Raw genomic sequence first — 17,137 nt, forward strand, 5'->3', positions numbered from 1 at the left:
GGGGAGCCTTTGGGGGTAGCCACGGCCAAGGGGGTCGGAATACATCAGCTAATTTTCGGGGTGGCGGTGGTGGTGGCGGTGGGGGATTTGGGGGCGTGGGTGGATTGGGAAGTGATGGTACAAATACACCAACAATTGGACAAGTAGGCAATTTGGGAGGTGCTGGAGGCGGTGGTGCGAGTACAAATACCAGCGGCGGCGGTGGCGGCGGTAGTTTCGGTTTTGGAGGCGGCGGCGGTGGCTCTAATTTTGGAGCCAATGGTGGGAAAGGTGGCAATGGGGCCGGTGAGGGTGGCAATGGTGGCACTGCTAATGGTAGCGGTGGGCATGGGGGAACCGGCACGGGCTTAGGAGGCTTAGGAACCGGGGGCGGTTTGGATGGTGAAGATGGCTCCAGTAACGGTATGGGAGGGATGGGCCGCATTACTGGCTTTCAAAACAGCGGCGGCGGGGGTGGCGCGGGTGGAATGGGCGGGGATGGCGGAGCCGGTGGGGTGGGGATTTTTTTGGAAAGTGGGGCGATCGCCACCTGTAGCGGTTCGATCGCATTCCATAGCAACGGCGGCCAAGGCGGAACCGGAGGCAATGGCGGCGGCGGCGGCGGTGGGGGCCGAGGTGTGGGGTCTGGGGGCGGTGGCTCCGGTGGTCGGGGCGGCCAGGGGGGAACGGGGGGGAAAGGGTTGATCACGTCTAGCGCCTTTGAGATCCTACGCCTTCCCGATGTGATCCCAGAAACCACCCTTAACCATTTATCCGTTGCCAACTTTGCCAAAGATTTCAGCCTAGGCACAAATGAACGAACCACTCTCTTCTGTGAATTTGTCGATCAACCCCCCCAAAGAGCCGAAAACTTTGATCCGAGGGGGACTACCCTCACCCCCTTGTTTGGGAAATTGCTTTGCGATCCCCATGATTAATGCAAGTTTTTTGTTAATTTTTGTCTAAAGTGTAAAAGGAGGATGCAAAACCACCTAAACGAGATCGCCACTCTATGGGCTACCCCATCAAACAACTCAGCTTATACCTCACCCTGCTCCTAACCGGCGCAGGCCTGGGCATCTTGAGCCGTCGCCCTCCCCAGGATCTCACGCCTTCTGTCCTCACCCCTTCCCCCACCGAACCCTTAAGCACAACAATCCTCCCCACCGTCGCCCCCAGCACGGCTCCCGCTGCTCCCACCAGTATTAATTTTATTGCTGAAGCTGCCCAAGCCGTCGGCCCCGCTGTCGTCCGCATTGATGCCGGCCAATCTCCCCCAGAAAACCCCGACGATCCCCCCTTTTTCCGGCGCTTTTTCCCGGAAGATGCCCCCCCTCCACAGCGCGTCGTTCCTCGGGGGATTGGTTCAGGCTTTATTCTCAGTGCCGATGGCCGGTTGATGACCAATGCCCATGTGGTGGAAGGGGCGGATTGGGTGCAGGTGACGCTTAAAGATGGTCGCGTGTTACGGGGCCAAGTGGTGGGGCGGGATTCGATTACCGATATTGCCGCCGTTAAAGTTGAATCTGAGGATGAATTGCCCGTGGTGCGGTTGGGGCGTTCGGAACGGTTAATTCCGGGGGAATGGGCGATCGCCATTGGCAACCCCCTCGGCCTCGATAACACCGTCACCGTCGGCATTATCAGCGCCCTCGACCGCTCCAGCACCCAAGTGGGCGTTCCCGACAAACGGGTCAGCTTCATTCAAACCGATGCCGCCATCAACCCCGGCAATTCCGGCGGCCCCCTGCTGAACGCCCAAGGGGAAGTCATTGGCGTAAACACCGCCATTCGCGCCGATGCCCAAGGCCTCGGCTTTGCCATCCCTATCGAAACCGCCATCCGCATTGCCGACCAACTGTTTAACAACGGCAAAGTGCAACACCCCTATCTAGGGATCGAAATGGTCACGTTTAGCCCCGATAATCGCCAAAAACTCAACGAGAGCGCACCGCAATTATTTCGGCAAATTGACCAGGAACAAGGGGTGATCGTCCTGCGCGTGGTGGAGCGATCGCCCGCCCAAGCTGCCGGGTTTCAGGCGGGGGATGTGATCCTCAAAGTCGGGGATGTGGAGGTGAATACGGCGGCGGAGGTACAGCAACAGGTGGAGCGCAGTCGCATTGGTCAGCCGTTGCGGGTGGAGGTACAGCGGCGGCGCGGGGTTGTCCCGTTAATGGTGCGCCCCGGTGCATTTCCCACCCAAGATTAAACCCCGCCTATGATTACCAGTCGTCAAAACCCGTTGGTGAAGGAGTTGGTGCAATTGCATCGGGCTAAGGGTCGCGCTCAACAACAGGCTTTGCTCCTGGAAGGGACGAATCTCCTGGATATTGCCCTCGCCCAAGGCTACCGGCTCACCGTGGTTTGCTATACCGAGGCTTGGGCATCGCGAAATCGGGAGCGATCGCACCAAGCCCAAGCCCAAGGCGATCGCGTCGAGCTTGTCAGTGAGGCAGTGCTAGGGGCAATGGTGACGACGGTTCACCCCGATGGTGTGGTGGCCGTCCTCCCCCGCCATTGCCTCCCCTGGCAGGCTCCCGCTCAACCCTCCCTAGGGGTGATTTTGTCCCAAGTCCAAGATCCCGGCAATGTGGGGACGATTATCCGCACCGCCGCCGCTGTAGCCGCCGATGGGGTTTGGTGTAGTGGCGATAGCGTCGCTCCGGATCATCCCAAAGTGTTGCGGGCTTCAGCGGGGATGGCCCTAGGGTTGCCGGTGATTCAAACAGGGGATTTAGCCGCCCTGATCGAGGATTATCAAAGTCAGGGGGTGCAGGTGGTGGCCACCGCCATGGATGCCCCCCAAACCTATTGGGATTGGGATTGGCGATCGCCCAGCCTCATCCTTTTAGGCAACGAAGGCGCGGGCCTCCCCCCCAGATTACAAAATCTAGCCCATGGACGGGTTGCCATTCCCCAAGCGAGGGGAGTAGAATCATTGAACGTGGCGATCTCAGCAGCTCTTTTACTCTACGAAGCACAGCGCCAACGCCAAACCCCCTAGCCTTAGCGCGTTTTTTGAGTTTTGCTAAAATCCTAACTTAAATGCTGGTTGAGCACTGATTCAATTTGATTTGTTTTGCTGTTTCTGGAGTAATTTCCATGGTTGATCCCAAAGAAGACTTTCTCTATCCCCGTACATCCTACCGGGGAAAGTTTGAGCCAGGGAATCTAGTCTTTAATGCGAATTTGCAAGAGTTTGCCCAACGGGTCAATTACATTTGTAATTTGGAAACCTCAGGTAAAATTCCTTCTGATGTGGCCTATCAGCAAATTAAAGACCTGTGGAAAGTGTTGAAGCAAAGTTTTAAAGACTTGGGCTTAAAGGAGCAACCCCCCAAGGATTTAGAATAACCCTCACCCCAAACCCCTCGCTCCAAAATGGGCGAGGGGCTTTTCCATGGGGTCCAGAGATCCCCCTCAATCCCCCTTAAAAAGGGGGAAGTCGCGTTCTCATGAGTCGCAAAAAATGATGGGAAGGGGGAATTTTGCGGGAGCAGCAAAAGATTTTTCGCCCCTAGGGGGTTGTTTTAAATTGTTGTTCTAGGGCCATGCGTTGTTCAGTACGATGGAGGAAATAGCCGCTCATCATCGCGGAGGCTAAGAGGCGGCCCAGTTGCTCGCGGTTCGTTGTGATTTGCACATCAAAATGGCCCGCCGGCAGCCCCCCCAACATCCCAATGATTTGGCTTTCCATCAGTTGTGAGGCTTCCTTGCTGGGTTGAAACAGTTGATTAGCGGTTTCACTGCCCAAGGTTTGCATATATTGCCAGAGTTCGTTTTGTTGGTCGGTGTTAAAAATACCCGCGATCGCTCCGTTGGGGTTTTCCATGGTTTGTTCCTCAATGGTTACGCCCACTGTAGCGAGAGATGCAGCGGGGGGCATGGGGTAAAACCGAACTCCCCAGGCTCGGATTTTGCCCCTGGAGGGTTTGCCCTGGCCCCACTGTGTTAAAATTCAACTCAATTCTTAAAAAAGCTGTATTGGAAGGGGATTTATCAATGATTGCAGCCATGTTCTTGGCAGAGTTGCCCGAAGCTTATCAAATCTTTGATCCGCTGGTGGACGTTCTCCCGATTATTCCGTTACTGTTTTTGGCCCTCGCCTTTGTGTGGCAGGCTTCCGTGGGCTTCAAGTAAGCCATTTTCGAGGATTGAGTTCAGAATTCACAAATGCCATCAAGAGCATCCTCTAGGATGTTCTTTTTTTTGGGCAAAAAGCCGCTAGGCTAGTAGGAAGCGCAATCAGACAGAAAGAACGTGGTATATAACATCGGACTCTTAGGGCTGGGCACGGTTGGCACAGGCACCGCCGCCATTTTACTCGATCCCCCTGGGCGCAGCCCCCTCATTGCTGCTCTCAATATTTGCCGTGTGGGGGTGAAATCCCTCGACAAACCGCGCTCGGTGGCCCTGGATCCCGCCTGCTTGACCACGGATTTAGAGGCGATCGCCACTGACCCAGAGATTGATATTATTGTCGAACTGATTGGGGGGACGGAGCGGGCGCGATCGCTGATCCTGATGGCGATCGCCGCCGGGAAACACATCGTCACCGCCAATAAAGCCGTCCTGGCCCGCCATGGGGATGAAATTTTCACCGCCGCCCAAAAAGCCGGGGTCTATGTGTTCCTCGAAGCCGCTGTCGGGGGCGGGATTCCCATCATTCAACCCCTCAAGCAATCCTTAGTGAGCAACCGCATTCAGCGCGTTACGGGGATCATTAACGGCACGACGAACTACATCCTCACCCAAATGCAGGAAGCGGGGGCAGATTTTGCCGATGTCTTGGCGGAAGCGCAGGCCCTCGGCTATGCCGAAGCCGACCCCACCGCCGATGTGGATGGCTTTGATGCCGCTGATAAAATTGCGATCCTCGCCTCCCTGGCCTTTGGGGGGCGGGTGCGCTACGAGGATATTGAGCGGGAAGGGATTCGCACCATTGGCAAGGCGGATATTAACTACGCCCGACAATTGGGATTTACGATCAAGTTATTGGCGATCGCCCAATGGGATCAACCCCAAAACTCCCTCCATCTCCGCGTTGGCCCCACTTTGGTGAGCAAGCATCACCCCTTAGCGAGTGTGAACGGTGTCTTTAACGCCATCCTTGTGGAAGCGGATCCCCTTGGTCAGGTGATGTTCTACGGCCCGGGAGCGGGTCAGGGAGCGACGGCCAGCGCAGTGGTGGCGGATTTGTTGAACCTCGTTGCCCTCCTGGAAAGCAAAGGCGAACAACCCCACCCGATGCTCCACTGTCACCATGATCACTATGCCCCAATTACCCCCATCGAGGCGGTGGAAAGCCGGTTTTATGTGCGGTTCTTGTGTGGCGATCGCCCTGGTGTGATTGGTCATTTAGGAACCTGCTTCGGGGATGCGGGGGTGAGCTTAGAATCCATTGTCCAAATCGGCTATCAACAGGGCGAGGCGGAAGTGGTTGTCGTCACCCACGATGTCCAAGAAGGGCATTTCCGCGCCGCCCTGACGGCGATTCACGATTTTGAAGCGGTGGATGATATCCGAGTGGCGACGGTGTTGCGGGTGCTTTAATGGATCGCCAACGCAGGCTACTCGTCACCGGAGCCGGGGGCTTTTTGGGCTGGACGCTCTGCCCCCTAGCGGCGCGGGATTGGCAGGTGTGGGGAACCTATCACCGCCAACCTCTAAAAATTCCCCAAACGCGGCTCTTACGGGTCGATCTGACGGATCCTGATCAATTGCAAGCCTGTTTTGACCAGGTGCGCCCCGATGCAGTTTTGCATTTGGCGGCCCTTTCCCGTCCTAACGATTGCGAGTTGAACCCGGATTATTCCTATCAGGTCAATGTGGCAGCTTCTTGGCGGTTGGCAGATCTTTGTGGGGCGGCGGGGATTCCTTTGGTGTTTACCTCCAGTGAACTGGTTTTTGATGGTCGTAACCCGCCCTATACCGAAACTTCGCCGGTTTGCCCCCTCAATCGTTACGGGGAGCATAAAGTATTAGCAGAATTGGGGATGGGCGATCGCTATCCCTTGGCGACCATTGCCCGAATGCCCCTCATGTTTGGGGTCGCTTCCCCCCAATCGGAGAGTTTTTTACAACCCTTTTTACGCCAATTGCGGGCGGGGCAACCGTTGCGGTTATTCACCGATGAAATTCGGATGCCGGTGAGTGCCATTGTGGCAGCATCGGGTCTATTGTTACTGTTAAATCATCCAGGGGAATTGTTTAATTTAGGAGGGCGCGATCGCCTTTCCCGCTACGATTTTGGCCAGTTACTCACGGATGTTTTTAACCTCTCCCCCGCTTTACTCTCCCCCTGTCTCCAAGCCGATGTCCCCATGGCCGCCCCCCGCGCCCGCGACCTCACCCTGGATAGCTCTAAAGCTTTTGCCCTGGGATATGATCCCCCAACGGTGCGATCGCAATTAGCACAACTCACATCCTTCTCCTCAATGAGTGATACACCCTTTCCCTGAGTTACTCAGCACAGTTGCAAGTTCATTGCCATGGCAGAGCCATGACATAGGTATTGGGCGGCTCTGTCACCTGTTGGGGAATGAATGTCTTTATGTGATACTAACTAGGCGCTCTGATGTTACATATGTATTTTGATCCATTTCAAGTTCTGTAACCGCTGTTCTTGCCATATCCGCAACCTGCTGTCGGAACAGTGCTTGGACATTACCGAGAGCAGTCTGGTGATCTTGACCGCCACTTCGCAACTCCAGATATTCATAGCGAATTGCCAGAGATAAGTAGTTGTACATTGTCTCTGTTTTAGGTTGGTAGCCTTTTTTATACTGCTTACTCTGAGCTTCAAATAAAACTTGGAATTGGTTCTTTTTCTTACTGACTTGTTTTCTAAACATATTTTGAATCATCTGTTGAGCAAAAATTGCTCCTTGAGTCATATTAAATTGACATGGCTGGACATTGTTCAGGATATTTGTGATGACAGCAGTTGCAGCAACATCACTATTACTTTGCCCATTTTGTACTGCATTAAGCAGAGAATTGAGCAAAGCATTAACTTTCTGATTAACCTTTGTTCCTAGCTCTCCACTTCTACCAGATACCTGATTTAGAGAACCCATCATACGCTCTTGCAAAGCTGTATTATTATGCATCCAGCCTCCAGCAATCACATTTTGAATATAGTTATCTGGAGTTAAGTTTACGATTTGTTGCTGAGGGGCCTGTCTTGGGTTAGTCACCGCATCAACACTAGTCACTTGAGAAATATAATCTGCTGCCATCGTGTCATTATCTAGTGCCATGACCTGGCCCTGATCATCAATAAAGACATTCTGGATTTTTAGAGTTTCAAACCGATCTTCATTTCCTAAAAACTGATCAATGAAAAATATCTTGCCAAAATCTTTCCACATTTGTGCATTATTAAAGAGATTCTGAAAATAGAGTGTATGTTGATTAATATCTGCTTGTCGAACGGCACGGGGGCCACCGATCAGAGGAGCACCATTGTTAGGTGCGCCTAAACCCGGCCCTTGAGTAAATAATTCCTGAAGGCTTTTTACATTAGCAGGAGCCATGAGTAGTAATGTTTGATAGCCTCGCCAATTTGCCACTTTAGCTTGAATATTATTATCTGCAACCGTGACACCCAATTCATCCAATTTATTTAAAATATGTCTACCTAGCTTAGACTGTGCGGCAATGGGCTTGGTTTCGGTTGTTGCAACGCCAGCTTGCTCCATCAGTTCTTGCGCTAACATCACTCGTTGAGGTGGTTCTGACAACCCTTTAACGACAACGCTACTCCCATCTGCTGCGGTGGCAAAAATGACACCATTAACTCCTGCTCCAGTTTTTCCGTTAGTAAGAGTGTCCCAGTCAGATGCTTTTGTGCTATTCACTGAAACTCGTTGAATATGTTCAGTGGTGGGTGTTGTTCTTACGGCTGTATGAGGGGTTGCTCCCTGCTGCACCACATGAGTTAATTCGTGGGCGATCAGTTCTTGGCCGCTGGAGCTACCAGGGTTGTATTCGCCTTGGCGGAAAAACACGTCTTTGCCCGTGGTGAAGGCTTTGGCTTGGATCGCTTGATTGAGTTGATCCGCTTGGCTGTCGGTGTGGACTTTCACGCCGCTAAAATCTGCCCCCATCGCCTGCCCCATTTTGGCTTGAATTTGGGGGTCTAAGGACTGACCACCAGCTTTAGCCCGGTTCAGGCTTTGCTCTAGTTCCGGAGAAACCGCACCACTCACCCCTTGCCGCTGAAGTTGAGGCTTCGCTTGCATCTTTTCTTCCTCTTCAGGAGCCGTTTCCCGCTTCGCTTGCATCTTTTCTTCCTCTTCAGGAGCCGTTTCCCGCTGCACTGATTCCGGTTCATTCATGCGTTGAACTACTTCCGCCGCCACCCGATCCGCTTCCTGTTCGTATTTGTCGTTGGGTTCGCCAATGGTCAGCTTGGCTTGAATTGGAGTGGAATTTAGGTTAAGAATATCGAGATCATAGTTGTTCGCCTGTTGCCATTCCGGCAGTTCCGTTGCTTCTGCTTTGGTTTGGATCACAGGCGACGGCGTAAAACGGTTCGCGCTGGATTGTACGGGGACAGAAGCGGGTTGATGCTTGGCTCGGTAATGGCGCATGGCTGAAAGGGGGTAGGTGTTTCTACAGCGAGTAATTCAGGGAAACAGCCCAGTACATGGCCCTGATATTTTTCCGAAGGCTTAAAAAATTTAGATTCATTATAGTCAAGGGTAGAAAAATCGTCTATTCGACCTTTGGCTAGGGATCGGAGTTGATGTGGAAATGATAGGGTGGGAGCATTGACGGGAGGAAAACGCGGTGGGTGTGAGGTTGCAGGAAACTAACCGGGTTTGGTATGGGGAGAATTATCATTATTTGATGGGGGCGATCGCCTCCATTCACTATTACCTTGATCGTTATATTGCTGTCAAAAATGGCCAGGATTTAATCCCCACTGCACCACCCCAACGGCCCCGTTGGAGCGATGCTCCTCCGGCTTTAGTGACCCTGAGCGATCGCTTTCACCTTTCAGATTTTGAAGAAAATATTCTCCTCCTCTGTGTGGGGCGGGCCTTACATCCCCGATTTCGGGAATTGTATGCGATCGCCCAAGACCAACCCGATTGCACCTATCCCACCTTCCACCTCGCCCTTAACCTCCTCCCCGAACCCCATTGGCAAGCCTTCACCCCCGATGCCCCCCTGCGCCACTGGCAACTCCTCCACCTGGCTAACGGCGAAGATATTACCCACAGCCGTTTGCAAATTGATGAAGGGATTTTGCACTATCTCATGGGGGAACCCTACCGCGATAGTTTACTCGCAGGGGTGATTGAACCTTGCCAAGCTCAAATCCTGCCCCTCCCCCCCAGCCATGTCGCCCTCACTGAAGACCTCAGGAGGATCCTCGCGCAACCTGGAGCCTCTGTGCAATTGTGCGGCTCAGACCCAGAACAGGCCGCCGCCATTGCCCAACATTTGAGCCAGAACTTAGGGCGATCGCTCTATGGCCTCAAAGCCTCCGCCCTGCCCACGGATTTAGCCGCCGTTAAACAGTTGGTGAGCCGTTGGCAACGGTGGGCCACCCTCGCCCCTAACCTGCTGTTGATCGAACAGGATAGCAACACCACCCACACCGCCGCCCTTCAGCTTTTCCTGCAAACCATTCCCGGCGGGGCAATTGTGGCCACCCCCGAAAGGATCACTGTTCCCCACTGCACCCTCGCCCCCTTCGATCTGCCCCGTCTCGGCTATAGCGAACAATTACATTTATGGGAGGCGGCCCTGGGGAATCAGGCCCAAGGGTTAAATGGCCAACTTCAGGGTTTAGTTGCCCAGTTCAACCTCTCCGCCGCCACGATCCAAGCCGCCAGCCAAGTCCCCCATGCCGGAGCATCGGCTCAAGAATACGCCCATCATCTCTGGGCCTTTTGCCGCAACCATGCCCGGCCCAAAATTGAACATTTGGCCCAACGGATGGAAACCCTCGCCACCTGGGATGAATTGATTTTGCCCCCCAGGGAGAAGGGAATTTTGAGGGCGATCGCCGCCCAAGTGCAGCAACGGGCCAAGGTGTATGAAGAATGGGGTTTTGGTCGCAAAGGTCAACGGGGGTTAGGGATTAGCGCCCTCTTTGCCGGCCCCAGCGGTACAGGCAAAACCATGGCCGCTGAAGTGATTGCGCGGGAATTTCGCCTCGACCTCTACCGCATTGATCTCAGTGCTGTGAGTAGTAAATATATTGGCGAAACCGAAAAGAATTTGCGGCAAATTTTCGATGCCGCCGAAGCGGGGGGAGCGGTGTTACTGTTTGATGAAGCCGATGCTCTCTTTGGCAAACGCACCCAGGTGAAAGATAGCCACGATCGCCACGCCAATTTAGAAGTCAGCTATTTGCTCCAACGCATGGAAGCCTATCAAGGTTTGGCTATCCTCACCACCAACTTAAAAGATTCCTTGGATGAAGCTTTCTTGCGTCGCCTCCGGTTTATTATTAATTTTCCCTTCCCCAATCAGGAATCTCGCGGCGAAATCTGGCGGCATATTTTCCCTTTTGAAATGCCCAGCCAAAATTTAAACCATCAACTTTTAGGACAGTTAGATGTTGCTGGTGGAAATATTCGCTCCATTGCTATGAATGCCGCCTTCATTGCCGCCCATGAGGGTGAGCCAGTGCAAATGAAACATATTTTAGAAGGCGCAAAAGCAGAATATTTAAAATTGGGCCGCAGCCTCACCCCAGCGGAAATCATCGGCTGGATTGATTCCGATTAACCCCTAGGGGCGCAAAAATCAAACTTTCGCCCCTACACCGCAAAATTCTCCCATCATCATGGCTAAAAAACAAAAATTTCCCCACCTTTTAGGCTCAAAATGGACAGCCCAACAAAAAACCCTCGGTTGGCGACATTTTGAGGTTCACAACCGCAAAAATGAAGGAAAATGGGTTTTTGCGGAGTTGGTTTCTACCTGTGATCCCACCGTGCGCCTTTGGGTCAATGCCCGACAACTTAAAGATGATCGCCTCTGGACAGCAGGTTGGACTCCCCTCCATCAGTTAAATCAACCGCCAGAACCGGAACCCGACTGGATCGAATCGTATTAAAAAATCTTGCAAAATCCTCAATCCTCCTGGATTCCTGGCTTTAATAGGAGCATGAGGCGGCTGCTCTGTGGTGTAGACCTTATTCCTGATCTGCGAATTCATGTTCTCTGCTCCCCTCCATTCAAGCTTTGATGCGCCCGCTTCCCCCGCTGAACCCTCTGGGGAAATCACCGAGGGGATTTTGCGGCAATGTCTGGATTTAATGCTGCTGATCCCGAGGGTGATGGCGATCCGCGTTAGCGTACCTATCGCCCACCATCCCAGGAATCCAGAGGAGGCCGACCTATGCCGGATCAATCCTGAATATGGGGGCGATGGGGGGGCGATCGCCGATCGCCTTACTCCCCTCCTCACCGCCTGGCAAGCCTTCAACCAAGGCCAACCCCACAACCTCCAAGAAATCCCCCATCTCCTCACCCCGAACCCAAGCCACCATCATCCCCAGGTCTACCAACTGAGTGACCAACCAGAATTGGGTGTGATTTACCACTATCCCCTCGGGGTGACAGCCTGGTGTGAAAAAAAACTCAAAAGTCACCAAAGGGCCATTTTGGAACGTTGGCTGCATTTGTTGACGGACTATCACACCCTCCTAGATGAGATGCATCGCCAACAAAGCGAATTAGCAAGCCTCCAGCAAACCCTACGGCGGGGCAAGCATCAACTCCGCGAACCCCTAGCCCTGATTCGCCTTTACGCCGAAAACCTCAAGTTTGGCCTCACCGATCCCACCCTTCAACAGCAGGCGGATGTGATTCGTACCACGGCGGCGGAATTGAGCGACAACCTTAAACAGTTGCTGGATCTCTATGGTAAGCAGTCTTTGCACCTGAGCGTTACCGATGTGCGTCAACTGATCCTCAATGTGGGGCAGATGTTAGCGCCTCGGTTGGCGGGGCAGGGGGTGAAGTTGGCGATCGCCCCTGGGGATTTGTGGCTCTGGGTGGATCAATGGAAATTAAAACAGGTCTTGGAAATTCTCCTCACCAATGCCCTCGAATTCAGCCCCGTGGGGGGTAAAATTACCTGTCATTGGCGCGGGTTGGGGGAACGGATGCAGATCGAAATTCGCGATCAAGGGGTGGGGATTGCGCCGACGGTGTTGCCCCATATTTTTGAGCCGTTTTATTCCCAGCGGCCGGGGGGGACGGGTTTGGGGCTGGCGATCGCCGCCGATTTGGTGCGGGAACATCGCGGCCAGCTTTGGGCCGCCAACAGCCCGGAAGGGGGGGCGGTCTTCACGCTGGAATTGCCCCATCTGCCCAAAAATACCGCCTGGGGTGCGCTGGGAGCATTGCAGCTATGAACCGAGAGCTAGGAGAAAGCGCTGCCCCTATTTCCCTCCTTCTCATTGACGATGAACCCCTGTTTCGCCAAGGACTGCGCACCTTACTAGGGTTTTATAACCGCGATCAGACACTCAATTTACAGATTGTTGGGGAAGCGGCTTCTGTGGAGCAGGGGCTAGTTTTAGCCCGTGAGCAACATCCCCAGATGATTTTATTGGATTTGGAATTGCCCACCCTCAGCGGCATTGATGCGCTGTTGCAGTTGCGGGAAAGGGGTTATGGGGGCATGGTGTTGGTGCTTTCGGCCCATCGTGATGATGAGTGGATTTTTATGGCGATGCAGGGGGGAGCGCGGGGCTATGTGTTTAAGGAATGTATTGCCACACAATTGCCGACGGCGATCGCCACCGTCCTCGCCGGGAAAATTTACCTGGCCCCAGAGGTAGCGACCTGTTTTTTCCGCCGCTTCCAATTCCTCGCCGGGCAATCCCTCCCCTCGGTGAAGTCCCTCAACTTAACCGACCGGGAGCAAGAGGTACTCCATTGGCTCGTTCAGGGGGAATCAAATACCGCCATTGCCCATCGCCTTTATGTCACCGTCGCCACCGTCAAAGCTCATCTCACCTCCATTTTTGAAAAACTGGGGGTATCGAGTCGAACTCAGGCCATTGTGAAAGCCCTCCGGTTAGGGTTAATTAAATCTTAAAGACTTATCTGTTTGCCTGCTCAGGATCACGCCCAGTTTAAACTTTTATGAGTAATCATCTTGCGATCGCCACCGTCACTGCCACCCTCCAACGGATGCTGCAAAACAGCATTCAAGGGGATGTGAGTGGGGCCAGGGTGACGACCCTGCGCCCCGATAGTATCGGCACCGCCACCCCCAGCAGTGGCGTGAATCTCTTTCTTTACCATGTCCCCATGAATTATCTTTGGGGCAATAGTGCCGAAATCCAACGACGGAACCGGCGAGGCGATGGGGCGATCCGCTCCCGCACTGCCCTCGATATGCACTACATGATCAGTTGCTACGGCAATGAGGCGGAATTAGAACCCCAACGGCTGCTCGGCAGTGTGATCCGCACGTTAACGGACTTTCAGCAAATTTCCCGCGACACGATCCGCGATACCCTCGAAGATGCCCATTTGGAATATCTCAACCGCTCAACCCTAACGGAGCAGTTTTCCGAGGTTTCTTTTTCCCCAATTAACCTCACCATTGATGAACTGTCGAAAATTTGGTCGGTGTTCTTCCAAACCCCCTACTGTCTTTCCATGGCCTATAAGGCAACAGTAGTGATGATTGAAGGGGAAAAGACGGGGGAAAAAGCGCTGCCGGTGCGCGATCGCCCCCCCATAGGCCCCTCCCCCCTCAGTGGTCGCCCGCAAATCACCGAAGTCACCAACGCCGACGACCGCACCCTACCCATCGAAGCCCACAGCACCATCGTCATTCGCGGCACATCACTCCAGGGCGCTGAAATGCAAATTTGCATCGGGGCCGCCCGCATTCAGCCGACGCGATTGAGCGAAGACGAAATCTTCCTCGATTTAGGCAGTCTCCCACCCGTAGCCCTCCACGCTGGCATCCAAAGTTTAAAAATCACCTACACACCAACCGCCAGCCCCCAGGGCAGAGCCGCCAGCATCGAATCAAACCTGGCCCCCTTTGTACTCCGCCCCACAATCCTCGATGTTGCCCTCGTCAGTGATCAGGGCAATGGACGGGGGAAACGCAGTGGCAGTATTGAAGTCACCACCCATCTCCCCATTCAACCCGAGCAACGGGTCGTCCTGGCCCTCAATGAATGGTCTGTTGATCGTCCTAGCAACTATTTATGGGAAATTCCCACCCGTTCCCAAATCACCAACACCGTCACCATTCCCTTTAAAGGCGTGAAAGCCGGAGATTATTTATTGCGCCTCCATGTGGATGGAGCAGAAAGTTGCCTACAGACCGATCTAGATCCGGAGAGTGAAACCTATGGTTGGTACATTGGCCCGCGATTAGTGATTACTTAGGGAATAGGGAATAGGGAATAGGGAATCGGGAATAGGGAATAGGGAATAGGGAATAGGGAATAGGGAATAGGGAATAGGGAATAGGGAATAGGGAATCGGCAATCGGCAATCGGCAATCGGCAATCGGCAATCGGCAATCGGCAATCGGCAATCGGGAACAGGTAATAAGCAATAGGTAATACGCAATAGGCAATTAGGTGAGATTTTTCCATGATTATTCTTCCTGTTCCCCGTTCCCCGTTCCCTGTTCCCCATTCCCTGTTCCCCATTCCCCATTCCCCGTTCCCCATTCCCCCTAGCCTTCCTCCCTTCGTTAGCCTCGTTATCGCCCTAACCCTGATACCAACGCCCTTAGCGGCCCAAACCCTCCCGGCGGAGTTGGCTAAACCTGTTGCTAAAGCTGATCCCAGCAGCCTCTTTAAGCCCCCCCGAGAAGATCCCCCGTTGTTTAGTCAGGCTCCCGATCCTCCATTGTTTCAACCCATCCACCGCCCCCCCATCCAACGCCAACCTTTTCAACCCCAGGTTTTACCGTTACTCTCCCCGACGGCAACGGCTCCAAGCCCCCTCAGCCCCAGTATTACGATGATTATCCCTTCCGCCTATGGTGCGAGTCAGGGGGAGTTTGCCGCTGGATTGGGGTTGCAAATGCCGGCCCGGTTTACGAATCGGAGTGATGGGGTCTACGGATTTAAATTGGGGTTGGGGGATAGTGAAACCAGTTTGGGCTTGGAGTTCGGTTTGGCCCTTGTGGATTTGGCTGAACCTTGGCGGGGAGATGGCAGTTTGAGTGTTAAAGTTCATCGTACCCTTAGCCCTCATTTTAATGTGGCGGTGGGGGTGCAATCCTTTGCCCAGTTTGGCAATGTTGATAGTGCGGCTTCGGTGTATGGGGTGGCTACCCAACGCCTCGATCTCCATACTGATCTGACTCAACCCTTGAGCCAACTGCATTTAACCTTAGGGGTGGGCAATGGCCAATTTCGCTCCGAGGCGGCGGTGCAGGAGAATCGCTCTACGGTGGGAATTTTTGGGGCGGCGGCGTTGCGTTTAACGCCGAATAGTAGTGCGATCGCTGAATGGACAGGGCAAGACCTGAGCTTGGGAGCATCCTGGGTTCCCTTGGCGGATCTGCCCTTTGTGGTGGTGTTGGGGGTGAGCGATCTCACCGGCAGTGCGGGCGATCGCGCCCGGCTGATTTTTTCCGCCAGTTATAACTTTTCCTTTTGAACCATGCGCAAGTTCAGCCCCCTGATCACATTGCTATTGCTGCTCCTCTGGGTGAAACCCCATTGGGGCCAGAGCGGTAATCAATCCGATGTCACCGCCCCCAACCCCCTCAATATCATGCCCCCCCAACGAGATGGGGCAACGGGCAACGAGATCACCGGCTCCTCCGGGGGGGTGGATCGCGCCGCCTATGCTGCCCAACTCCAACAAAGTAGCAATACGGGGGCGATCGCCCTCATGGAAGAATACCAAGCCTTTGAATTTTGCAATTTTTTAGAAATTGAACGCTGTGGCCCGGTTCCCACGGCCACGGAAATTGTCACGACGTTAAACCAATCCTGGCAGATGACCGGGCAAAAATCAGCGTTTATCTATATCGTCAATTTACCAACAGAAATTCAAATTGTCGCAGTTTTTCCGGGGGAAAGGGGAGACCCCCTTGATCTTGAAACCTCGATTGTTCGGCTCACCGTTACCACCCAATCCCCCCAACAAATTGAGAATCTCATCCGTCAATTTCGCCGGGATTTAACCAATGTTCGCCAACCCCAAGCCTTTTTAAGAACAGCCCAACAATTATCGGCATTTTTAATTGAACCCTTAATGCCAGAGCTAGCAGCCCGTGATATTGATCATTTACTGTTCTCCTTGGATGAGGGCTTACGACTGCTGCCCATGGGGGCTTTACATAATGGCGAGCAGTTTTTAATTGAGCAGTATGGCGTGAGTTTAATTCCCAGCTTTGGGTTGGTAGATATTGGCTATAGTAATGTGCGTAATGCCAATTTGTTAGCCATGGGAGCCTCAGAATTTCAAACCCAACCTAACTTAGAGGCTGTGCCTTTAGAATTGGCGTTTATTAGTCGTTTGGTTTGGCCCAGTCAAGTCTGGCAGGAAGAAGAATTTACGGTGGCGAATTTCATCGCTGCCAATCAGGAACGGGTGTTTGGGATCATTCATTTAGCTACCCATGCAACGTTTGTCCCTGCGACTGAGGGGGAATCCTATTTGCAATTTAGCGATCGCCCCTTAACCTTGCCGGAATTGCGGCAAATTGTCCGCACATTGGGCTGGACGGATCAGGATCGCCCTTCGGTGGAGTTGTTGATTCTCAGTGCTTGTCAAACGGCGGTGGGCGATCGCCAAAGTGAATTGGGCTTTGCGGGGTTAGCGGTGCAGTTGGGGGTGAAGGCGGCTTTAGCCAGTCTTTGGCAGGTGAGTGATCTGGGAACGTTGGCCCTGATGAGCGAATATTATCAACTCCTCAGCCAAAACCCCAACAAACCCCAAACCCTGCGTCAAGCCCAACTAAACCTCTTACAGGGGAAAGTCAAGTTAGCGGGCGATGGAAGCGTGGATCGCCTCATCCTTTCCAATGGTGAGATCATCCCCTTAACCCCACGCCTCCAAGCCCAAGGGGATTTAGATTTACGCCATCCCTCCCTTTGGGCTGGGTTTCAATTGGTGGGGGATTGGCATTAATTGGCATTCAATCCTCGTTGATCTCGCTCTTATCGCGGCTTGCGAAAGG

17 protein-coding genes are annotated in these 17,137 nt (G+C 53.4%); 14 read left to right on the plus strand and 3 right to left on the minus strand.

Annotation, left to right across the window (positions count from 1 at the left end; translation table 11 throughout):
• Window positions 1-44: 44 nt before the first annotated feature.
• The gene (locus tag VB712_RS04830) at window positions 45-329 is read right to left on the minus strand and encodes a hypothetical protein (protein ID WP_323252690.1); all 285 of its coding nucleotides are present in this window, start codon (window positions 327-329) and stop codon (window positions 45-47) included.
• A gap of 45 nt (window positions 330-374) precedes the next feature.
• Between VB712_RS04830 and VB712_RS04835 the strand changes: the two genes are divergently transcribed.
• The 4 genes from VB712_RS04835 to VB712_RS04850 all read left to right on the plus strand — a co-directional run bounded on the left by VB712_RS04835 (window position 375) and on the right by VB712_RS04850 (window position 3,336).
• Window positions 375-917 carry a hypothetical protein gene (locus VB712_RS04835; protein WP_323252692.1) on the plus strand — a complete coding sequence of 181 codons (543 nt, stop codon included), beginning with the start codon at window positions 375-377 and terminating at the stop codon, window positions 915-917.
• Window positions 918-991: 74 nt separating this feature from the next.
• Entirely contained in the window at window positions 992-2,191 is a 1,200-nt protein-coding gene (locus VB712_RS04840) for an HhoA/HhoB/HtrA family serine endopeptidase (protein WP_323252694.1), read from the plus strand.
• Between the two features lie 9 nt (window positions 2,192-2,200).
• Entirely contained in the window at window positions 2,201-2,986 is a 786-nt protein-coding gene (locus tag VB712_RS04845; RefSeq protein ID WP_323252696.1) for an RNA methyltransferase, read from the plus strand.
• A 98-nt stretch (window positions 2,987-3,084) separates the two neighbouring features.
• Window positions 3,085-3,336: a hypothetical protein gene (locus VB712_RS04850; RefSeq protein ID WP_323252698.1), complete on the plus strand. Its 252-nt coding sequence runs from the start codon at window positions 3,085-3,087 to the stop codon at window positions 3,334-3,336.
• Window positions 3,337-3,499: 163 nt separating this feature from the next.
• Here the strand turns inward: VB712_RS04850 and VB712_RS04855 are convergent, their stop codons facing one another.
• A complete protein-coding gene (locus VB712_RS04855; protein ID WP_323252700.1) occupies window positions 3,500-3,814 on the minus strand; it encodes a DUF760 domain-containing protein in 315 nt (104 codons plus the stop codon).
• A gap of 170 nt (window positions 3,815-3,984) precedes the next feature.
• On the opposite strand from VB712_RS04855, the gene VB712_RS04860 reads away from it, so the two are divergent.
• From VB712_RS04860 to VB712_RS04870, 3 genes are all read left to right on the plus strand, one after another.
• Complete coding sequence (locus VB712_RS04860) at window positions 3,985-4,122, plus strand: photosystem II reaction center protein K (RefSeq protein WP_323252702.1); 138 nt, start codon at window positions 3,985-3,987, stop codon at window positions 4,120-4,122.
• A 120-nt stretch (window positions 4,123-4,242) separates the two neighbouring features.
• Window positions 4,243-5,535: a homoserine dehydrogenase gene (locus tag VB712_RS04865; RefSeq protein WP_323252704.1), complete on the plus strand. Its 1,293-nt coding sequence runs from the start codon at window positions 4,243-4,245 to the stop codon at window positions 5,533-5,535.
• Window positions 5,535-6,443: an NAD(P)-dependent oxidoreductase gene (locus VB712_RS04870; RefSeq protein ID WP_323252706.1), complete on the plus strand. Its 909-nt coding sequence runs from the start codon at window positions 5,535-5,537 to the stop codon at window positions 6,441-6,443. Before VB712_RS04865 ends, VB712_RS04870 begins: the two co-directional genes overlap by 1 nt.
• A gap of 90 nt (window positions 6,444-6,533) precedes the next feature.
• On the opposite strand, the gene VB712_RS04875 is transcribed toward VB712_RS04870, so the two are convergent.
• The gene (locus tag VB712_RS04875) at window positions 6,534-8,579 is read right to left on the minus strand and encodes a DUF4157 domain-containing protein (protein ID WP_323252708.1); all 2,046 of its coding nucleotides are present in this window, start codon (window positions 8,577-8,579) and stop codon (window positions 6,534-6,536) included.
• 199 nt (window positions 8,580-8,778) lie between these two features.
• Between VB712_RS04875 and VB712_RS04880 the strand changes: the two genes are divergently transcribed.
• From VB712_RS04880 to VB712_RS04910, 7 genes are all read left to right on the plus strand, one after another.
• Complete coding sequence (locus VB712_RS04880; RefSeq protein WP_323252710.1) at window positions 8,779-10,734, plus strand: ATP-binding protein; 1,956 nt, start codon at window positions 8,779-8,781, stop codon at window positions 10,732-10,734.
• Window positions 10,735-10,792: 58 nt separating this feature from the next.
• The gene (locus VB712_RS04885; protein ID WP_323252712.1) at window positions 10,793-11,065 is read left to right on the plus strand and encodes a TIGR02450 family Trp-rich protein; all 273 of its coding nucleotides are present in this window, start codon (window positions 10,793-10,795) and stop codon (window positions 11,063-11,065) included.
• Window positions 11,066-11,165: 100 nt separating this feature from the next.
• Entirely contained in the window at window positions 11,166-12,371 is a 1,206-nt protein-coding gene (locus tag VB712_RS04890; RefSeq protein WP_323252714.1) for a HAMP domain-containing sensor histidine kinase, read from the plus strand.
• The gene (locus tag VB712_RS04895) at window positions 12,368-13,060 is read left to right on the plus strand and encodes a response regulator transcription factor (protein WP_323252716.1); all 693 of its coding nucleotides are present in this window, start codon (window positions 12,368-12,370) and stop codon (window positions 13,058-13,060) included. Before VB712_RS04890 ends, VB712_RS04895 begins: the two co-directional genes overlap by 4 nt.
• A gap of 47 nt (window positions 13,061-13,107) precedes the next feature.
• Entirely contained in the window at window positions 13,108-14,376 is a 1,269-nt protein-coding gene (locus tag VB712_RS04900) for a DUF4255 domain-containing protein (RefSeq protein ID WP_323252718.1), read from the plus strand.
• A gap of 210 nt (window positions 14,377-14,586) precedes the next feature.
• On the plus strand, window positions 14,587-15,606 hold the full coding sequence (locus tag VB712_RS04905) for a hypothetical protein (protein WP_323252720.1): 1,020 nt from the start codon (window positions 14,587-14,589) through the stop codon (window positions 15,604-15,606).
• 3 nt (window positions 15,607-15,609) lie between these two features.
• Window positions 15,610-17,088, plus strand: coding sequence for a CHAT domain-containing protein (locus VB712_RS04910; RefSeq protein WP_323252722.1), 1,479 nt, complete (start codon window positions 15,610-15,612; stop codon window positions 17,086-17,088).
• The last annotated feature ends 49 nt before the right edge of the window (window positions 17,089-17,137 follow it).

Origin of the sequence: Spirulina sp. CCNP1310, assembly GCF_034932185.1 — a bacterium.
Lineage (GTDB): Bacteria > Cyanobacteriota > Cyanobacteriia > Cyanobacteriales > Spirulinaceae > Spirulina.

Bases quoted from the DNA above. Each gene is read 5' to 3' on its own strand.
- VB712_RS04850 (WP_323252698.1), top strand. From the start codon at position 3,085: ATGGTTGATCCCAAAGAAGACTTTCTCTATCCCCGTACATCCTACCGG.
- VB712_RS04840 (WP_323252694.1), top strand. From the start codon at position 992: ATGGGCTACCCCATCAAACAACTCAGCTTATACCTCACCCTGCTCCTA.
- VB712_RS04900 (WP_323252718.1), top strand. From the start codon at position 13,108: ATGAGTAATCATCTTGCGATCGCCACCGTCACTGCCACCCTCCAACGG.
- VB712_RS04895 (WP_323252716.1), top strand. From the start codon at position 12,368: ATGAACCGAGAGCTAGGAGAAAGCGCTGCCCCTATTTCCCTCCTTCTC.
- VB712_RS04890 (WP_323252714.1), top strand. From the start codon at position 11,166: ATGTTCTCTGCTCCCCTCCATTCAAGCTTTGATGCGCCCGCTTCCCCC.
- VB712_RS04910 (WP_323252722.1), top strand. From the start codon at position 15,610: ATGCGCAAGTTCAGCCCCCTGATCACATTGCTATTGCTGCTCCTCTGG.
- VB712_RS04830 (WP_323252690.1), bottom strand. From the start codon at position 329: ATGCCCACCGCTACCATTAGCAGTGCCACCATTGCCACCCTCACCGGC.
- VB712_RS04845 (WP_323252696.1), top strand. From the start codon at position 2,201: ATGATTACCAGTCGTCAAAACCCGTTGGTGAAGGAGTTGGTGCAATTG.
- VB712_RS04885 (WP_323252712.1), top strand. From the start codon at position 10,793: ATGGCTAAAAAACAAAAATTTCCCCACCTTTTAGGCTCAAAATGGACA.
- VB712_RS04860 (WP_323252702.1), top strand. From the start codon at position 3,985: ATGATTGCAGCCATGTTCTTGGCAGAGTTGCCCGAAGCTTATCAAATC.
- VB712_RS04905 (WP_323252720.1), top strand. From the start codon at position 14,587: ATGATTATTCTTCCTGTTCCCCGTTCCCCGTTCCCTGTTCCCCATTCC.
- VB712_RS04855 (WP_323252700.1), bottom strand. From the start codon at position 3,814: ATGGAAAACCCCAACGGAGCGATCGCGGGTATTTTTAACACCGACCAA.
- VB712_RS04875 (WP_323252708.1), bottom strand. From the start codon at position 8,579: ATGCGCCATTACCGAGCCAAGCATCAACCCGCTTCTGTCCCCGTACAA.
- VB712_RS04870 (WP_323252706.1), top strand. From the start codon at position 5,535: ATGGATCGCCAACGCAGGCTACTCGTCACCGGAGCCGGGGGCTTTTTG.